This is a genomic window from Candidatus Poriferisodalis sp. (assembly GCF_965208895.1).
Lineage (GTDB): Bacteria > Actinomycetota > Acidimicrobiia > Acidimicrobiales > Poriferisodalaceae > Poriferisodalis.
Genome location: NZ_OZ242363.1, coordinates 2530172 through 2547642 on the forward strand (window position 1 = coordinate 2530172; position 17471 = coordinate 2547642).

The window sequence follows — 17471 nt, forward strand, 5'->3', positions numbered from 1 at the left end:
TTGATGAACACCGCATTAGGCGGCCTGCACCGCGGGCAGCACTTCGCTCTCCACGAGCTGGCGTGCAGCGATGCCCTCGGGAGTGTCGTAGGTGTTCTCGTTGAACTGGGCGGCGAGCAGGACCTTGTCGATGCCCAGCGAACGCAGCTCCTCCAGCTTCTCGATGCACCGATCAGGTGGGCCGACCACGCCGAACCGGTCCATGAACTCGTCGGTGAGCGTTGCTGCCTGCGGCGACTGATTCCGCGAATGCGTGCCCATGTCATAGGCCTCGTGCAGCTTGCGCAGCGTGTCGGCCGTCTCGTCCGACGTCGGCCCGATCGGCGTGCCGCCCTGCATCAGCTGGAAGCGGGCGAACACCGACATCGGACCCCTGATCAGATCGCGTGCAGCGTCGAGGTCGCGGGCGCATCCCATGTTCACGTACGCACCGAACTTGACGCCATCGGGATCGAGCCCGGCATCGCGCCGGGCCGCCTTCGCGACCTCGATGCCCCACGCGAGACGCTCGGGGTCGGCACCGAGGGCGAACATCACCCGGTCGGCATGGACCGCGGAGATGCCGATCACCCGCGGCCCGGTGGCGGCTACCTCGACAGGCACCTTGCGGGGGCCGATGGCGGCGTCATCGAAAGACAGCGTGCCCCACGCGATGCGGCTGGTCCCCGGGCCCTCCGCCAGCTCCAGTGCATCGGCCGCAGGAGCGACCTCGAGCGGGATGTCGATCTCGTCGAACGGCACCTCGCCGCCGCTGAGATACGCCTGCAATTGCTTGAGATGACGTTCGAAGTGCTTCAGACGCCCCGGTGCCCGCCCGAGATGCACCAAGCACGAATCGCCCCGGCCGATGCCGAACACCATGCGCCCGCCCGACGCCTGGTCCACGCTCAGCACAGCGCAAGCATTCACGGCCGCGACGCGGGTGACGGAATTCCCGACGGCGATGCCGAGCTCGATTCGCTCGGTCACCGTTGCGGCAAGGGCGAGCGCAACGTACGCATCGCCGGTGAGGTTCTGAGAGTCGACCACCGCCAATCCGTGCCAGCCCGCCTCTTCAGCCTCGGCAGCCACATCCCGAATCTGCAGCGGTGTCGGAAAGGCGTGCTTCCAGAGTTCCATGGTCGTCTCCTGTCGTCGCCGTGCTCAGATCAACGAACGCTAGTAAACGGCTCTGAAATGCGCCGAGGCTCGACACGCTGCCCGCACCGCGCCTTACGAGGCGTACCGTTGATGCGAACATTTGGTGACGAGGACCTAGACCCGCATGAGAAACCGGCTGCTTCGCTTCGCGACGTATATCGCCGTGGGCGTCGCCACCGGATTCATCGTCGCAATGGTGGCGCTGCTCGCCGAGAAGGTGCTGCTGGCACAGGTGCTGCACCTGCCTCCTTGGCAGCGGGTGATCGCACCAGCTCTGGGACTGTGGGGAGCGGTCATCATGCTGCGCTGGGCCGACGCGGGCCGCCGGCTCTCGCCGTCCACCTCCGAGGAGTACATCCGAGCGTTTCACGACCGCACACATCCCATGCGCTTCCGCGACCTGCCGTTCCGGCTGGCCGCCGGCATCGTCACCGTCGGATCCGGTGGTGCGGTCGGCCTCGAGGGCCCCTCCATCTACGCCGGTGCCACCGCCGGGAATGCCATACAGCGTGTCACGCGGCGGCTGTTCCGCAACCGGGAGGGGTATGCGCTGCTCGTGGCCGGCGCCGCCGCGGGCGTGAGCGCCATCTTCCAGGCACCGGCCACCGGGGTGCTGTTCGCGCTCGAAGCCCCCTACAAGAGCGACCTGGGTCGCCGCGCATTGCTGCCCGCCTTGCTCTCGAGCGCTTCGAGCTACGTCGTGTACGTGCTGGTCACCGACTTCCATGACCGGCCGTTCGAGATCGGCACCGAATTGGTGAGGGTCGGTTTCGGCCGCCGGGAACTGCTGGGCGCAGCAGTCGTGGGGGCTCTGTGCGGGCTCGCAGCAAAAGTGTTCTGCCAGATCCTGAAACATGCCAAGAGGATTCAGGAGTCTGACCGGCCCTGGTGGCTGGTGGCGCTCTGCGGCGGCGCGATTCTGTCGGGCTTGGCCGCGCTGAGCGAGATCCTCTTCGACGAGCCCTTGTCGTTGGGGCCGACTGCGGAGGGTCAACTGGTGGACTGGTCGATCGAGCCCGAACAGTCGCTGGTGTTCTTAGGAGCGCTGCTGGCGATCCGCGTTGTGGCGACGTCGACCGTGCTCGCGAGCGGAGGCGTGGGCGGCGTGTTCATCCCGCTCGCCGTCTTCGGGCTGATCGTGGGTCGCCTGGTGGGCGGCTGGATCGAGCTGGGTCCCGAGTCGCTGGCGTTCTTCCCGTTCATCGGGGTGGCAGCGTTCCTGGCAGCGGGTTACCGCACCCCGCTGGCGGCGGTGATGTTCGTCGCCGAATCCACCGGTGCGCCCGCGTTTGTGGTGCCGGCCTTAGTGGCCGTGGCCGTGTCGCAGGTGCTCATCGGCGGTTCGTCGGTGTCGCAGTACCAGCGCGACAGTCGCACGGGGCACCTCGAGCGGCGCCTGGAGATGCCGGTCAACTCCGCGATGTCCACCGATGTGCCCACAGTGAATGCCGACGCACCGCTGGCTGATTTCGTGTGGGGCATCGCGCTGCCCCGCAAGCAACTCGAAGCCGTCGTCGTGGGGCCAGAGCGCGATTTTCTGGGGGTGATCCGGCTCAGCGACACCCGCGATGTGGATCGCAACGACTGGATGTCGGTGACCTGCGGCGAGGTGATGGCGACCGACATCACCCCCGCACGCCCGTCGTGGACGCTGCGCGAGGTCACCGAAGCAATGGCAGACGCAGACATCGAGATGTATCCCGTGATCGACAGCGGCGGTCGGATCGCGGGCGTCGTCACCGAAAATGCAATTGTCAAGCTGGTCGACTTCCTCAACGAGACGCAGGGCAATGAAACGCAGGGCGGCCGGTGAGCTCGCCAGAACAGAGCAGGGCAGGGCCGATGATGAGTGAAGCGGAGGCGGGAACGGGAGCTGGCGGCGAGACGGCCGCTGAGCCCAGCAGCGGGGCGATCGGGTTGCTGGAAGGACTGGCGACTACCCGCGCCATACGCCGCTACCTGCCCGACCCGATTCCCGACGAGGACTTGGCGACGATCATGTGGCATGCCGGGCGCGCCCCAAGCGGTTCGAACCGGCAGATGTTCCGCTTTGTCGTGCTGCGCGATGGGCCCGTCGCCAGGCAAGCCAAGGCGCTGCTGGGTGAGTGCTTCCGCGACGGCTGGAACGCCAAGCGTTCCGGCGACGGCTACACCGAAGGCTCCGGAGCGGCCGACGACTCGCCGAAGGCTCGCATGGCCCGGACCATGCAACACTTCGTTGATCACTTCGAGCACACGCCCGTGGTGATCTTGGCGTGCCTGGTGCGCTACCGCAAGCCCACCTTCACCGAGGGCGCATCGGTGTTCCCGGCGGTGCAGAACCTGTTGCTGGCAGCCCGGGCGCTGGGATACGGCGGCGTCATCACCGGCTGGCACCGCGATGTCGAAGACGAGCTGCGCGATCTGGTTGGCATTCCCGACGGCGTTGCCATCCACGCAACGATCCCGCTCGGGCGGCCGGCAGGGCGCCACGGACCGGTACGGCGCCGGCCGTTGCGCGAGGTCGTCTACGAGGATCGCTGGGAGCAGGACGCGCCTTGGGCGGTCGACCCGCCAGACACTCGTTTCACCTCTGCAGGCCCGCCACCCGGCTCACCGACCTGAGATAGCAGCCCTCAGATGCGGCGCTTCCACGAACCCGTCCGTTTCCGCGCCCAAAGCGCATGCACTGCCGCTGTCAGTGTCTACTTGGCAAGTACGGTCGCACCATGAGTCCCACACTTTGGCGAAGCGACGGCCCGAACTTGGTCCTGTTGGCCGACAACATGTCAGCGCTTCCGCAGCTGCCCGACGAGTCGATGACGCTGATCTACATCGATCCACCGTTCAATACCGGACGCCGACAAGTCAGGCAGACACTGCAAACGCGACGCAGCGCCAACGGCGATCGTGTGGGGTTCCAAGGGGCAACTTACGAGACGGTGAAAGGGTCGCTATCTGCATACGACGACTCGTTCGGTGATTATTGGTCTTTCTTGGAACCGCGGCTTCAGCACGCATGGCGTTTGCTGACTGAGGACGGCACGCTGTACTTGCATCTTGACTACCGAGAAGTTCATTACGCCAAGGTTGTGCTCGATGCAATGTTCGGTCGAGATTGTTTCCTCAACGAAATCATCTGGGCTTACGACTACGGTGGTAGAGCGCGCAGTCGCTGGCCCGCAAAGCACGACAACATCCTAGTCTACGTGAAGAATCCGGACCGTTACCACTACGACAACGCTGCTGTAGACCGGGAACCTTATATGGCACCCGGACTTGTTACTCCCGAGAAGGCCGCTCGCGGCAAATTGCCTACCGACGTGTGGTGGCATACCATTGTGTCGCCGACCGGCAAAGAAAAAACTGGCTATCCGACCCAAAAGCCTGAGGGCATTCTGAGACGTATCGTGCAGGCGAGCACTCGAACGGAGGATTGGGTGCTCGATTTCTTCGCTGGAAGTGGTACGACTGGCGCGGTGGCGGCCCAACTCGGACGTCGGTTCGTCATGATCGACGACAATCCTGAGTCATATGATGTCATGCAGAGTCGGCTGGGCGACGGTGGGCTGCTGTCCTCTATTGAATACCGGTTGCTCGCCGGCGATGTCGACACAAGTGGCGCGGACAAGGAACAGGCAGTTGCCTGAAAGAAATATCACTGATTCCAACTATCGATTGATGTCAAGAATCTCGGCATCCCTTGAGGGCGAGTACGTCGATGACGCTGAAATGTGGGCTGAGAGCCCTTTCCAATGGATCAAGAGTCGTCCGTCTCGTCAGGTTGGTGCCATCGGTGAGAAACTCGTGCGGCGCTGGTGTGATGCGAGAGGCTTTCACACTGCCAGATCACCCGATACCGAGGCCGATCTACTCATCTCAGGCCTTCGAGTCGAGATCAAATACTCGAGACTGTGGACCGACAAGCTTGGCTATACGTTTCAACAGATACGCGATCAGAACTACGAATACTGCTTCTGCTTGGGCGTGTCACCCTTCGAAGTACACGCATGGTTCATCCCGAAATCGGTACTCATGATCGACAAACCTCCTGCATTGAGGCCACAACATGGCGGAAGCTCAGGTCGCGACACGAAATGGCTGTCATTCCCGGCCGCATCTCCACCCAACTGGCTCCAGCCCTACGGCGGTTCCCTTGCGCAAGTTGAGGAGTTGATCAAGGGCCGTGCCGAATAGCGCCGAACTAGGGACTGTTTACAAACAGTCCAACAGTAAGATGTTGCCGAGGACACTTGATACACTCCGGTCCTCCGATGTCAACTGAACATCGGAGGGCTGACAACATTCAGACTCTAGGCAATTGTCTCAAGAATTGCCTCGTGAAGCTCCTTGTATGCCTTGATCCATTCGTCGGTCATTAGCGGCTCTCCGGCAGCCGCCTTGTCTCGACGAACTGCCGGCAGGTGTCGGCTTGCTATGACAGCAGCCATTGGAGCGGGGAACGTGGGCCAACTGGACTGGTGCTGTGATTCGCTCATGCCGTGCACCGTACATCGGATCGAAGAATGAGCAGGCACTGCACGGCCCCAATCCATACGCTCCACACACGAGTCACAGTCGGCCTCGTGGTCACTCACCGACGTAGTCCCCAAGAGAATCGCTGCAGGCTGATTGGTGACGCCCCAACACCGACTGCGCCGAACGGGTCAGGCGGTCTCAGCCGGGCGGTCGGTGTGGCTCCACTGTGACCATGAGCCGATGTACACGCGAGGGCGGCCCAAGCCGGCGTGCTCCATGGCGAGCGCGTCCATGCAGGCGCTGACGCCTGAGCCGCAGTACACGACCGCGTTGTTGGCGGCGCCAGCGTCTTCCACGCCCTCGGATTCATAGCGGGCTCGCAGCGCCTGCGGGTTAGCGAATCGGCCGTCGGGGCCGAGGTTGTCGGTCATCGGCACATTGACTGCGCCGGGGATGTGGCCGGGGCGCGGATCGACGGGCTCGGTTTCGCCGCGGTAACGGTCGCCGCCCCGGGCGTCGATCAGCACGGTTTCCGGATCGGCACCTGCGCCAGCCGCTTGGTCGATATCGACGAACGCCCCGTCCGGCCAGGCCCGCACTGGGCAATCGCAAGGTGCCCGCACATTCGGCGCTGTCTCGACAGCGCCGGTCCACGATCCCAGTCCCCCGTCGAGCAGCGCCGCATCGTGACCCAGCACTCGCAGCATCCACACCATGCGCCCAGCAGCAGTGCCGTTCAGGTCGTCGTAAGCCACCACCGGGTCATCGGGACTGATGCCGAGGCTTCCCAGGGATGCCGCAAAGCTCTCGGCACTCGGCAGTGGGTGCCGGCCCAACCCGGGAGCGCCATGAGCAGACAGATGCTCGTCGAGGTTGACCCAGATCGCTCCGGCAATGTGGCCGTCCAGGTACGCGTCGTAGCCGGACCGGCCGTCGAGGTACCAGCGCACGTCGTACAGCACGATGTCGTCGCGACCGGCGATCTCGGTGGCGCCCACAACAGGCGGGAGCAGGGCCATCAGCCCTCGCCGAACATCATCAGCCACTGCGTCACCATCGCACCCTCGGCGCAGGACATCGCGCTCAGCCCTGGCCGAACATCATCAGCCACTGCTGCTCGCTGGTCGGCTTGAAGACGTAGTTCATCTGGCGGGTTTGGCCCATCGTGGCGCTGGGCTCGAATGAGTACCGGTGTCCGGGGAACAGCACGGTGGAGTCGGGGACCTTGGCCAGCGTGCCATGCAGCGAGCGGTACATCGCAGCCGAATCGCTGCCGGGCAGGTCCATCCGGCCGCAGCCGTCGAGGAACAGCGTGTCGCCCGCAACCAGCGCCCCGCCCACCAGAAAGCACTGGCTGCCAGGCGTATGGCCGGGCGTGTGCAGCAGCTCGATGTCGACGGCGCCGACTGACACGACATCGCCGGGAGCGTGCAGTTCCATGTCGCTCATCGAGATGCCTGTGGTCTTTTGCACTAGCTCGGCCTCAGGCACCTGCAGGTGGATCTTGGTGCCCTGGCGTTCGAGCAGCTGGGCTACGCCCTCGATGCTGTAGCCCATCATGTTCCCGCCGATGTGATCGGCGTGGAAGTGCGTGGCCAGCACGCCGGTGAGCTGCATCTCGTCTTCGGCCAGGATGTCCAAGAGGTCGTCGACGTCGTAGGCCGGGTCCACCACGACTGCCTCGCGGGTCTCCCGGTCGCCGATGAGGTACGCGAAGTTCACCATCTGGCGGGCAATCGGATCGCTGGTGGCGAAGTCCTGCCCCGATAGCAGCTGGCGGAAATACAGCCTGCTCTCGTCGGGCGGCTTCGTCGCCTGGGGGTCATCAGCCATGGCAGCGCACAGTAACTAATGGACGACGCCGATGAGCGCGCCCGCGACAGAGGGTTGGCCTGCCAGCGTCGAGCGCGGCAGTATGCGCCCATGAGTCAAACGCCTGCCCCGCTGTCGGACTTCTACGAGATGGACGAGTTTCTTTCTGATGAAGAGGTCATGATCCGCGACACTGTCGCCGCTTTCGTGGCCAAGGAGTGGGACCCGATCGTGGGCGACCACTTCGAGGCAGGCACGTTCCCGATGGAGCTGGTGCCCACGATTGCCGACATGGGCCTGCTCGGCATGCACCTCGACGGTTTCGGCTGCGCGGGTGCCTCGGCGATGGCCTACGGCGTGGCCTGCCGGGAACTCGAAGCCGGCGACAGCGGGCTGCGCAGCTTTGTGTCGGTGCAGGGCTCGCTGTGCATGTTCCCCATCTGGCGCTACGGCTCAACTGAGCAGAAGGAGATGTGGCTGCCGCGCATGGCTGCGGGCGAGATCATCGGCTGTTTCGGGCTGACCGAGCCCGACCACGGCTCCGATCCGGTCTCGATGACCACTCGGGCGGTCCGGCGGGGCGATACGTGGGTCCTCAACGGCGCCAAGCGGTGGATCACCAACGCCGGGCTGGCGGACCTGGCCATCGTCTGGGCCAACACCGACGACGGCTTCCGGGGCTTCCTGGTGCCGACCGACTCCCCCGGATTCGAGGCTCGCAAGATCCAGAACAAGCTCTCGCTGCGAGCCTCGGTGACCGGCGAGTTCTATATGGACGACGTCGAAGTGCCCGAGTCGATGCGGCTGCCCGACGCGCTCAGCATCGGTGCACCGCTGAGCTGCCTGTCCGAAGCCCGCTTCGGCATTGCGTTCGGGGCGGTGGGCGTGGCGCGCTGCTGCTACGAGACGGCGCTCGCCTACCAGCTCGAACGCCCGCAGTTCGGCAAGCCGCTGGCCAGCTTCCAGATCAGCCAGATCAAGTTCGCCGACATGCTCACCGACATCACCAACGCCAACCTGCAGGCCATGCGGCTCGGCCAGCTCAAAGAGCAGCACCGGCTGCGGCCGCACCACATCTCGATGGCCAAGCGGCACAACTGCCGGGTCGCCATCGACACCGCCCGAACGGCCCGGGCGATGATGGGCGCCAACGGGGTCTCGACGGAGTATGCGCCCATGCGCCACGCAGCCAACATGGAATCGGTCATGACCTACGAGGGCACCGAGGAGATCCACGGGCTGATCCTCGGCCAGCAGATCACCAACATCCCCGCCTTCCGCTGACCGCTCCGGCGGTCGGAGGGGATGCGCGCACTGGGCAACATTCGCGCAGCAGAAGCTCTCATCTCTCGCCCTGGGCCGGCGTGTTGACCAGGTGCAGGCGCGCGAACCACAGGGGCCGCGGCCGTTGGACAGTGGCCCAGCGGACTGCGTCGATGTCGTCCGCGGTTGCAGGCTCACGGGCCGCAAGGGACGGCTCAGCTTCGGATGGCAATGGAGAGCCGACGTGGCCGGCCGACCGACACGCAACTGCAATGGCGCTGTGGGAACGTTGACGCGAGCATGGGCGTCATTCGGGTAGTGCCGGGCAATGCTCGGCCAACCCCAGGAGGGAACGCCATGACCGTTCCAGACAAGCACCTCCGGCGTGCTGCTCCGCCAAGGAGATCGCTATGAGCGCAACAGGTTCCACCGCAACTGCAGCACAAGCAGGCCGACCGCGACTCGCGTCGCATCGACCGAAGACCTCGCATCGCCCCTTGAGACGAACCGCCGCCGCAATGGTGGCGCTGCTGCTCGTCGCAGCGGCGTGCAGTGCCGGCGACGATGACGATGCCGCTGCAGACAGCTTCGGCGGCAGCAACGAGCGGGCACTCGTTGCGTCCGCGGCCTCAGACAGTGCAAGCACCAATTCGCGCGAACTCGACGCTGACATGAGCGAAGAGCAGGCCTTCGACGAAGAGATGGCGGTTGCCGGCGAGATGGACGACGCAGAGATGTCGGACGGCTCCGACACGAGCGCCTTGGCGACCGGCGTGGCCGCGACACCCGCAGACTTCGGCCGGGACATCATCCGTACGGCGTGGATCGCGGTGGAGACCGCCGACGTGGCCGCTGCAGCCGCCAGAGCCAACTCCATCATCGAAGGACTTGGCGGGTTTGCCTTCTCCCAGGAGACGAGCACCCGAAGCCGCGCGCGCACCACGCTGACGTTCAAGGTCCGTCCTGAGCAATTCGCGACTGCGTTGGAGCGATTGTCCAACGTGGGCGAACTGGTCGAGCAGTCGGTGAACGCTGAAGACGTCACCGACATCGTCGTGGACCTGAACAGCCGCATCTCGACTGCGGAGATCAGCGTGAACAGGCTGCGTGAGTTCCTGTCGCAGGCAACCGAAGTGGAGGGTGTGGCCGAGCTGGAGCGCGAGCTCGCGAACCGCGAGACGAACCTCGAACGCCTGCGAGGGCAGCTGCGCTCGCTGCGAAACCGGGTGGACTTGTCCACGATCACCCTGTCGATCACGGAATCCGTGGAGGCGGTGCCGCCCACCGCCGTCGCCTTGCGCGCTTGGATAGCGACTGGCGACGAAGACCCTTGCCTCGGGTTCACCGACGTCGTCGTGCCACCGGACGGCGAGGTCGGCTTCTGCTTCGAGCTCGAGAACGAAGGCGAGACCACGCTGACCCAAGTCGCGCTCAACTCCAATGCCCTGCGTTTCCGGATGGAGCAGCTTCAGGTGCCCGGCGCCGATGACGGCGCCGACATCTCGCGTATCGAACCAGGGCAGCGGCGGATCGCGAAGTACAGCGAGCAGGTCGACAACGGACGCGTCGGTGGTCGAGTGGCAACCCGCGGCCTGGAAATCGACGTTCGTCTGAGCGCCGTGCCAGTCACCGAGACGGGCACCGAACTGGCCCGGCTGGCCCGCTCCACCGCGCTGTTCCTGACGGTCGAAGAAGAGGACACGCCCCCCGGCTTCGGCGACGCGCTGAGCGGTGGGTGGAACGCTCTGGTCGCGGTCGGCAACGGCGTGCTGCTCGTCATCGGCGCCCTGCTGCCGTTCCTGCCGGTCATCGTGATCGCATTGGCAGTGGCGTTGTGGTGGCTGCGCCGCCGCCGAGCCCGGCGATCCGCCACAGCGGGTGTCTCCAACGAGAGCTGATCTGCCACGGCACCCTCGCGTCGGTGCGCATCACCAGGACTCCTGGTGAAGAAGTGCCGACAGCTGTACCGGACAAATACGGACAGACAGTGGCATGTCCGTTTATGTCCGATTAAGCCCTGCCAGACTCGCCCCATGCAGGTCTCGGCGGTGCGCACGACGGGCATCTACTGCCGGGCGGACTGCTCGGCGCAACCGTTGCCTCACAACGTGACGCACTATTCCAACCCGGTGGCCGCCGAGGTGAACGGCTTCCGCCCCTGCCTGCACTGCCATCCTGAACGCCGCGCCGGCTCGCTGGCTGATCTCGACGTTCCAGCACCGGTCCAGGCGGCCTTGCTGCGGATCAATGACGGCTTCCTGGACGATCACGACGAGGAGGCACTCGCGGCTCACGTGGGCTACAGCGCCCGCCAGCTCCGGCGGCTGTTCGAGCTCCATGTCGGCGCGACGCCCACGACCATCGCCCGGTCACGCCGAGCGCACTTTGCGCGCTCCCTGATCGACGACACCGATCTGACGTTCGCCCAGATCGCCTGCGCCGCAGGGTTCACCGGGCCCCGCCAGCTGCACCGGGCGATCACGTCGGTTTTCTGCTTCACGCCGACTGAGCTGCGTTCGAAGCGACGGCGGGGTGAAGGTCCACGCCTTGACGGCGGCCTTGTGCTGGGCATCCCGTATCTCGCGCCATATGACTTCGAGGCGTTCACTTCCCACCAGGCCGCCCGTGTCATTCCCGGTGTCGAAGCTGTGACCGCCTACCCCACTGCATCTGATCTCAAAGGGTTCGATTCCACCGGGCCCAGGTACGTCCGCAGCTTTGCCGCATGCGGGCACCCGGGCATTGCAGAAGTGATGCTGCCCGCAGACACCGCCGTCGGAGCGCACTGGCCCACTAAAGCAGTCTCTGGGTCCAACTGGCCCGACGAGGCGACCCGACGATTGCAGTTACGGCTGCATCTGCCGACGTACGACTCGATCATCGATGCGGTCAGCCGCTGCCGCGCACTGCTCGGCACTGACGCCGACCCTGCACCCCCAACAGCCGCGCTCGCTGATGACCCGCTCATCGGACCGCTCGTCGGTGAGGCACCGGGCCTGCGAGTGCCACGATCGTGGGACCGCTTCGAGACTGCTATCCGCATCGTCGTCAATCAACAAATCTCGCTCGCGGCGGCATCCACGATGGCCGGCCGGATCGCACAGCGCCTTGGCACACCCATCGATGCGCTCTCGGAGTGCTGCGAAGGCGGCCCTGTCCCGCTGTCGCGCTTGTTCCCCGACGCAGCCACGCTCGCTGGCGCTGGACCGTCCGGGCTCGCCGGGCTGGGGTTCACCCAACGGCGCATCGACACCGTCGTGGGCGTCGCCCGGGCAGTGGCCAGCGGCGAGGTGGACCTGTGCGCAGCCGACAACCTCGAAGCCGTGGTGGCCCAGCTGTGCGAACTGCCTGGCATCGGCCCGTGGACCGCGCATCTCATCGCAATGCGGGTCTACGGCCACGACGATGCGTTCCCGGCGTCAGACCTCGGCCTGCGCCGGGCCGTCGAGCAGCTCGTCGGGCACCCGGTCAGTGCCAGCGAACTCGAGGCGCTGGCCGAGCCGTGGCGTCCCTACCGAGCATGGGCTGCGCAGCACCTGTGGCACGCGGCGGCCCGCCAAGCCTCGGCCACCCGCTGATTTCGATCCCGATACAGAAAGCACCTCATGAGCCCACCGAACCCCCCCACCGACGCCGACCCCACGAGCGCGGACGCGCACTGGCACACGGCCATCGACAGTCCCATCGGGCCATTGGGCCTGGTCGCAACCGACGAGGGGCTGCGGGCGGTGTCGTGGCGTGGTGAGGAGACCTCCGTCAAGCTGCCTGAGGAGATGACAGAAGACCCAGGCCATCCGATACTGCGCCAGGCAGCGAGGCAGCTCGCCGAGTACTTCGACGGCGACCGCACCAGTTTCGACCTGCCGCTGGACCTGCGCGGCACCCCGTTTCAGGTGACGGCCTGGCGAGCACTCGGCGACATCCCCTACGGCAGCACCCGCAGCTACGGCGAGCAAGCGGCGCTGATCGGACGGCCCAAAGCGGTCCGTGCCGTCGGGCAGGCCAACGGCCGCAATCCGGTGCCGGTCGTGCTGCCGTGCCACCGGGTCATCGGCGCCGACGGCTCGCTCACCGGCTTCGGCGGCGGGCTCGATCTCAAGACCCAGCTGTTGGAGCACGAGGGCGCGCTCGAATGAACGAGGCCCGTTGGCGGTTCCGCCCGCTGCCGCAGACTCGTCGCCGCAGTGCGCGAGGAGGGACTTGAACCCTCACACCCTTGCGGGCACAGGCACCTGAAGCCTGCGCGTCTGCCAATTCCGCCACTCGCGCGTGGGGCGAATAGACTAGCCCGCGAAGCCGCGCTCCTACACTGGGCCGTCGTGGGTGGCGCCAGCTTGGTCGGCAGCGACGGACAGTGCCACAGACTGGGATCGTCGACGGTCATCGGGCGGCGCGACGACTGCGAGATCGTGCTCGACGGGCCGAAGGTCTCACGACGGCACGCGCAGATCAGCTCCGACCCAGACGGCCTTTTGCTGGTGGACCTTGCCAGCGTCAACGGCACGCTGCTGAATGGGATCGAGGTCACGAGCGAGCGCCTGTCACACGGTGACGTCGTGACCATCGGCACGCACGATCTGCGGCTGGAGATGGACTGATGTCCGAGCAGCTCGTGCGGCTGCTCGCAGTGTGCGTGCTCGTCCTGCTGTACCTGTTCTTCTTCAGGGTGATGCGCGCCGTGTGGGCCGGTGTCACCACGCCGCGCAATCACTTGAGCTGGAGATCGTTGCGCGCCCTGCGAGGCGACCGGTCACCCAACGGCAACACGTCCCCGCAGCCGCTCGCTCTCGTCGTCCGATCGCCCTTGAGCGCCCAGGGAGAACGCCATCTGCTCGCCGAAGCGCTGACGATCGGCCGTGGCCCCGAATGCGACGTGATCATCGACGACAGCTACTCCTCACAAGCCCATGCCCGCCTGCACCGCCACGGCAGCCAGCACTTGCTCGAGGATCTGGGCTCCACGAACGGGACGTATCTGAATCGCCAGAAGGTCGCCAACGCGACCGTTGTGCGCGTCGGCGACTTCGTGCAGGTCGGCTCCACCGTCTTCGAGGTCAGCACATGAGCGCGGCGCGCGGCGCGGGCCCGCTGCGCGGCCGACCGCCATCCCGAGCGGAGGCTGGTGGTGCCGCCGTACCGCGAAGCCGCGAGACTGGGCCGCTATGAGCGCCCCCGCCCGCCAGATGCGCATTCGCTGGGGCGGAGCGTCAGACCGGGGTCTGCGCCGCCCCGAGAACCAAGACGCCATGTACGCGGACATCGGTCTGTTCGTGGTGGCCGACGGCATCGGCGGGCATCTCGGCGGCAGCGTCGCGTCGAGCCTCGCGGTGAAGACCGTCGCGGCGAACTCGCCTTCCACGCCGTCGGAACTGCTGGCGGCTGTGCGTCACGCCAACCAAGTCGTGCACCACCGCTCGACCGTCCATGCAGATCTCACCGGCATGGGCACCACGCTGTGCGCGATCGCCGTGGTGCAGCAGGACGACAACCGAGTGTGGTGCCTGGTCAACGTCGGCGACTCGCGGGTCTATCGCTACCAAGGGGGCGAGCTCACCCAGCTCACGATCGACCACAACTTCGTGGCCGAGATGATCCGAGCCGGCGACCTCACTGTGGAACAAGCCGCCGACCATCCCCGCCGCAACACACTGACACGAGCCATCGGCGTGGAGCCCGAAGTGGCGGTCGACGACTGGATCCTCGAGCTCACCGGCAACGACCGCTTCCTGCTGTGCACCGACGGCGTCACCAACGAGTTGGACTCCTCGGACATCTCCGAACTGCTCGACATCGATGAGCATCCCTCCGATGTGGCACGCGCCCTCGTGCGGCAGGCCAACGACCGCGGCGGGCGTGACAACTCCACGGCACTGGTCGTCGACGTCGACATCGAGGGAATCTCGGTCGAGACCACCGAGGCGGAGGCCGACGCCCCACCGCCCGACGGCAGCTCCCAGCGCGCGCCGAGGCGACGCGGCTGGCGGCGTTCCCGCTCGCGTTGAGCCTGCCGCTGCGCTCTCGTCGCCGCACCGAGATTGCACTCGCAGCAATGGCGAGCGTTGTGGTCTGCGCTGCGTTCGCGGTCGCCGGCATCGGAGTGACTCGCAATGATTACGCAGAGTCGATATGGAGCGAGGCCGGCTGGCTTGGCATCGTCCTTGTCGCCGGTGCCGGAGCTTGGGTCGCAATCAGGCGATGGGCGCCGGGCAGCAACGAGATCCTCTTCGGCATTGTCGCGTTGCTGATCGGCATCGGCTGGGTCTTCGTGACCCGGACAGAGCCATCGCTGGCATCCGAGCAAGCCGTGGCAGTGCTGCTCGGATTCGCAGCCTTCGCAGTGACCTTGGCCGCGATGCGTCGGGGAGAGGGGCTCTTGCGAAGGCCCGGCACGTTCGGGTTCTGCGCGGTGGTGTTCGCAGCGCTGGGCAGCTTCGGGGCGGGGACGAACGTCGCCGGCGGCGCGTACGAGATGCCGCATCAATGGCTGAACCTGGGTCCGCTCAGCGTCCAGCCGTATGAATTCGCCAAGATCGCGGTGATCTTGGCGGCCTGCGGGCTCACCACGACCGCGCCTCGCTGGCTGAGCCCCCGGATCGTGCCACTTCGTCATGCAGCGGGCGCGAGTGCGGCAGCGATCTTCGCTTGGATACTGCTGATCGTCCAGCGAGACCTCGCGAGTTCCGTCGTGATATTCGGGGCCGCCTGGCTGCCGCTGTGGCTCGACGACAGCGACACAAACGACCGCATGCTGGCGACCGCGCCTCGCCCGACGCGCACGCGCGCGCTGGGCGGGGTGCTCGCCACGTACTCGGTCGGGGTCGTCGTGCTCGCAACCGTGTACGACCCGCTGTCCGCTCAGGTGCGCTACTGGCTGAACCCCTGGATCGGGGTGCGAGGCACCGCCGTCGTCGATGCCTCGTTCGGAATCAGCGCGGGCGGCATCAGCGGCGTCGGACCGGGGCTCGGGGCCCCGCAACTGCTGCATGAACCGCACAGCGACTTCATCTATGCCGTCATTGCCGAAGAACTCGGGATCCTGGGCGGCGCGGCACTGATCGCGGCCTACCTGCTGTTCGTCGGCATAGGTGCAGGCATCGCGCAGCGCGCACGCGGCACGCACCGGTTGCTGGCGGGGAGCGCAGCGTTCATCGTCGGAGGGCAGGCACTCGTGGCTCTCGCGGGGGTGCTGCGGATCCTGCCGCACACCGTGGGCGCGTTGCCTTTCGTGGCCCACGGACCGGTCGCGTTGATCGGCAACTGCATCGCAGTCGCGCTGATACTCGCAGTCTCAGATGCCAGCGGAGGGCAGCCGGGGGGCCCGAGCGTCGCGTCTGTCGGAGCGCCGACGCAGTTGCGCATGACTCCACCGGGTGCGCGCGACGCTCCTACTGGGGAGCTACATGTGCCATCGCCGAGGGCGGGGCGGCGCCGGTCCACTGGCACCTTTGTGCAGGGCGAACCCCAGCAACTCCCGCTCGGTGAGCCATGAACCGGCGCATCACGCGACTGACCGTCGGGCTTGCCGTCGCCTTCGCGGTGCTGATGGTTCAGCTGACCAACTTGGGATACTTCTCGGCCGAGCAACTGCGACGCCACGAGCTCAACCAGCGCGCGGTGACGGCGTTCGGTGCGCCACGCGGGGCGATCGTGAGCGCTGACGGCGAGACGATCGCCCCTGCCCTCATCCCCACCGAGGCTGAACCGCGGCCGACGCGGACGTACCCGCACGGGCCGCTCTATGCACACACGGCGGGGTATTTCGCGCTGACCCCGGGCGTCGTGGGCGGCCTCGAGCGCCATTACAACGCCGAATTGTCAGGCAGCGCCACCGACATCGCCATCGACGAGTTGGCGGACCTGTTCCGTGACGCTCACCGCGTCGGCGATCTGAACCTCACGCTGCATCACGGCGTTCAGCTCACCGCACGCGCCGCCCTCGGAGACTGGGACGGGTCGGTTGTCGTCGTGGTGCCGACGACAGGCGAGATCTTGGCCCTGTGGTCTCGCCCGAGCTTCGATCCCAACAAGGTGGAAACGTGGGCGCCCGATTCGCCGACGACGAACAGCGGGATGCCGCCGGCGAGTGCGTACCGGCGTCACTACGGCCTAGCCGGCGCGACGACCTCCGATGCGGCCAGCGCGGACTTGCTGGCTGGTGCGAGCCGAGCATCGGGGCGCACCGGAATAGACCTTCCCGGCGAACCCGACGCCGTGGCTGCCAGCGCGGGCGTGCCGCTGACACCGCTGCAGCTGGCAATGGCAGCCGCCTCGGTCGCGAATGGCGGGGTTCGCATGCGCCCCTACGTAGTGCACAGCGTGGGCGTGCGGACGACGATGCACCCCGACGGTGGCGAGCCAGCGGGTACCGGCGCTCTGCCGGCCACGATGCCGCAAGCCGCAGGCCGACTCTTTGAGACTGACGATGCGTCCGAGCTGCTGGCTCGCATGGCTGCGCAGGCGCGGCAGGCCTCGATCAGCCTCGCTCCAGCCGACGGCGTCGAGATCCCCGCAGCGATCGCTGCAGGCCTGCTGAGCGATCCTGCCGCTGGCGGCACGCGAACCGGGAGCTGGGCGGTGCTGGTTGCCCCGCCGGACGCGCCCACGGTCGTCGTGGCTGTGGTAATCGAACCCGACACCACCCTTGACGTCGCCGAGCCGCAAGGCGGCGGTACCTTGGCAGCGATGATCGCTGCGACCGCAGCGGAAGCCACGCTTGCGCTGCGAGCAGTCTCAGATCCCGACCGCCCCTAGCCCGACGACTTCGCAGTCACCCCACCGGCCCGACGGCCCGATCACCC

16 protein-coding genes and 1 tRNA gene are annotated in these 17471 nt (G+C 66.4%); 13 read left to right on the top strand and 4 right to left on the bottom strand.

The window, feature by feature from the left end; translation table 11 throughout:
- Positions 1–15: 15 nt before the first annotated feature.
- Complete coding sequence (locus ACOGJB_RS11400; RefSeq protein WP_419837252.1) at positions 16–1119, bottom strand: LLM class flavin-dependent oxidoreductase; 1104 nt, start codon at positions 1117–1119, stop codon at positions 16–18.
- A gap of 145 nt (positions 1120–1264) precedes the next feature.
- Here ACOGJB_RS11400 and ACOGJB_RS11405 point away from each other — a divergent pair, with 145 nt between their 5' ends.
- The 4 genes from ACOGJB_RS11405 (at position 1265) to ACOGJB_RS11420 (ending at position 5316) form a co-directional block, all read left to right on the top strand.
- A complete protein-coding gene (locus ACOGJB_RS11405) occupies positions 1265–2953 on the top strand; it encodes a chloride channel protein (RefSeq protein WP_419837253.1) in 1689 nt (562 codons plus the stop codon).
- A 29-nt stretch (positions 2954–2982) separates the two neighbouring features.
- A complete protein-coding gene (locus tag ACOGJB_RS11410; protein ID WP_419837254.1) occupies positions 2983–3744 on the top strand; it encodes a nitroreductase family protein in 762 nt (253 codons plus the stop codon).
- Positions 3745–3848: 104 nt separating this feature from the next.
- Positions 3849–4769: a DNA-methyltransferase gene (locus ACOGJB_RS11415; protein ID WP_419837255.1), complete on the top strand. Its 921-nt coding sequence runs from the start codon at positions 3849–3851 to the stop codon at positions 4767–4769.
- 31 nt (positions 4770–4800) lie between these two features.
- Positions 4801–5316, top strand: coding sequence for a hypothetical protein (locus ACOGJB_RS11420; protein WP_419837256.1), 516 nt, complete (start codon positions 4801–4803; stop codon positions 5314–5316).
- A 470-nt stretch (positions 5317–5786) separates the two neighbouring features.
- Here ACOGJB_RS11420 and ACOGJB_RS11425 read toward each other — a convergent pair whose 3' ends face one another.
- Positions 5787–6644, bottom strand: coding sequence for a sulfurtransferase (locus ACOGJB_RS11425; protein ID WP_419837257.1), 858 nt, complete (start codon positions 6642–6644; stop codon positions 5787–5789).
- Positions 6645–6681: 37 nt separating this feature from the next.
- Entirely contained in the window at positions 6682–7431 is a 750-nt protein-coding gene (locus ACOGJB_RS11430) for an MBL fold metallo-hydrolase (RefSeq protein ID WP_419837258.1), read from the bottom strand.
- Positions 7432–7521: 90 nt separating this feature from the next.
- Between ACOGJB_RS11430 and ACOGJB_RS11435 the strand changes: the two genes are divergently transcribed.
- The 4 genes from ACOGJB_RS11435 to ACOGJB_RS11450 all read left to right on the top strand — a co-directional run bounded on the left by ACOGJB_RS11435 (position 7522) and on the right by ACOGJB_RS11450 (position 12809).
- Positions 7522–8694, top strand: coding sequence for an acyl-CoA dehydrogenase family protein (locus ACOGJB_RS11435; RefSeq protein ID WP_419837259.1), 1173 nt, complete (start codon positions 7522–7524; stop codon positions 8692–8694).
- 476 nt (positions 8695–9170) lie between these two features.
- The gene (locus ACOGJB_RS11440; RefSeq protein ID WP_419837260.1) at positions 9171–10571 is read left to right on the top strand and encodes a DUF4349 domain-containing protein; all 1401 of its coding nucleotides are present in this window, start codon (positions 9171–9173) and stop codon (positions 10569–10571) included.
- A 135-nt stretch (positions 10572–10706) separates the two neighbouring features.
- On the top strand, positions 10707–12251 hold the full coding sequence (locus ACOGJB_RS11445; protein WP_419837261.1) for an AlkA N-terminal domain-containing protein: 1545 nt from the start codon (positions 10707–10709) through the stop codon (positions 12249–12251).
- Between the two features lie 27 nt (positions 12252–12278).
- Positions 12279–12809 carry a methylated-DNA--[protein]-cysteine S-methyltransferase gene (locus ACOGJB_RS11450; protein ID WP_419837262.1) on the top strand — a complete coding sequence of 177 codons (531 nt, stop codon included), beginning with the start codon at positions 12279–12281 and terminating at the stop codon, positions 12807–12809.
- A gap of 49 nt (positions 12810–12858) precedes the next feature.
- Here the strand turns inward: ACOGJB_RS11450 and ACOGJB_RS11455 are convergent.
- Positions 12859–12942, bottom strand: a tRNA-Leu gene (locus ACOGJB_RS11455).
- A gap of 50 nt (positions 12943–12992) precedes the next feature.
- On the opposite strand from ACOGJB_RS11455, the gene ACOGJB_RS11460 reads away from it, so the two are divergent.
- The 5 genes from ACOGJB_RS11460 (at position 12993) to ACOGJB_RS11480 (ending at position 17424) form a co-directional block, all read left to right on the top strand.
- Positions 12993–13271, top strand: coding sequence for an FHA domain-containing protein (locus ACOGJB_RS11460; protein ID WP_419837263.1), 279 nt, complete (start codon positions 12993–12995; stop codon positions 13269–13271).
- The gene (locus ACOGJB_RS11465) at positions 13271–13738 is read left to right on the top strand and encodes an FHA domain-containing protein (protein WP_419837264.1); all 468 of its coding nucleotides are present in this window, start codon (positions 13271–13273) and stop codon (positions 13736–13738) included. The genes ACOGJB_RS11460 and ACOGJB_RS11465 overlap by 1 nt, the downstream gene beginning before the upstream one ends.
- A gap of 97 nt (positions 13739–13835) precedes the next feature.
- Positions 13836–14675: a PP2C family protein-serine/threonine phosphatase gene (locus tag ACOGJB_RS11470; protein ID WP_419837265.1), complete on the top strand. Its 840-nt coding sequence runs from the start codon at positions 13836–13838 to the stop codon at positions 14673–14675.
- A gap of 47 nt (positions 14676–14722) precedes the next feature.
- Complete coding sequence (locus tag ACOGJB_RS11475; RefSeq protein WP_419837266.1) at positions 14723–16162, top strand: FtsW/RodA/SpoVE family cell cycle protein; 1440 nt, start codon at positions 14723–14725, stop codon at positions 16160–16162.
- The gene (locus ACOGJB_RS11480; protein ID WP_419837267.1) at positions 16159–17424 is read left to right on the top strand and encodes a penicillin-binding transpeptidase domain-containing protein; all 1266 of its coding nucleotides are present in this window, start codon (positions 16159–16161) and stop codon (positions 17422–17424) included. The genes ACOGJB_RS11475 and ACOGJB_RS11480 overlap by 4 nt, the downstream gene beginning before the upstream one ends.
- The last annotated feature ends 47 nt before the right edge of the window (positions 17425–17471 follow it).

Excerpts from the sequence above, each read along its gene's own strand:
- ACOGJB_RS11400 (WP_419837252.1), bottom strand. The coding sequence starts at position 1,119 with ATGGAACTCTGGAAGCACGCCTTTCCGACACCGCTGCAGATTCGGGAT.
- ACOGJB_RS11405 (WP_419837253.1), top strand. The coding sequence starts at position 1,265 with ATGAGAAACCGGCTGCTTCGCTTCGCGACGTATATCGCCGTGGGCGTC.
- ACOGJB_RS11410 (WP_419837254.1), top strand. The coding sequence starts at position 2,983 with ATGATGAGTGAAGCGGAGGCGGGAACGGGAGCTGGCGGCGAGACGGCC.
- ACOGJB_RS11415 (WP_419837255.1), top strand. The coding sequence starts at position 3,849 with ATGAGTCCCACACTTTGGCGAAGCGACGGCCCGAACTTGGTCCTGTTG.
- ACOGJB_RS11420 (WP_419837256.1), top strand. The coding sequence starts at position 4,801 with ATGTCAAGAATCTCGGCATCCCTTGAGGGCGAGTACGTCGATGACGCT.
- ACOGJB_RS11430 (WP_419837258.1), bottom strand. The coding sequence starts at position 7,431 with ATGGCTGATGACCCCCAGGCGACGAAGCCGCCCGACGAGAGCAGGCTG.
- ACOGJB_RS11435 (WP_419837259.1), top strand. The coding sequence starts at position 7,522 with ATGAGTCAAACGCCTGCCCCGCTGTCGGACTTCTACGAGATGGACGAG.
- ACOGJB_RS11445 (WP_419837261.1), top strand. The coding sequence starts at position 10,707 with ATGCAGGTCTCGGCGGTGCGCACGACGGGCATCTACTGCCGGGCGGAC.
- ACOGJB_RS11450 (WP_419837262.1), top strand. The coding sequence starts at position 12,279 with ATGAGCCCACCGAACCCCCCCACCGACGCCGACCCCACGAGCGCGGAC.
- ACOGJB_RS11465 (WP_419837264.1), top strand. The coding sequence starts at position 13,271 with ATGTCCGAGCAGCTCGTGCGGCTGCTCGCAGTGTGCGTGCTCGTCCTG.
- ACOGJB_RS11470 (WP_419837265.1), top strand. The coding sequence starts at position 13,836 with ATGAGCGCCCCCGCCCGCCAGATGCGCATTCGCTGGGGCGGAGCGTCA.
- ACOGJB_RS11475 (WP_419837266.1), top strand. The coding sequence starts at position 14,723 with ATGGCGAGCGTTGTGGTCTGCGCTGCGTTCGCGGTCGCCGGCATCGGA.
- ACOGJB_RS11480 (WP_419837267.1), top strand. The coding sequence starts at position 16,159 with ATGAACCGGCGCATCACGCGACTGACCGTCGGGCTTGCCGTCGCCTTC.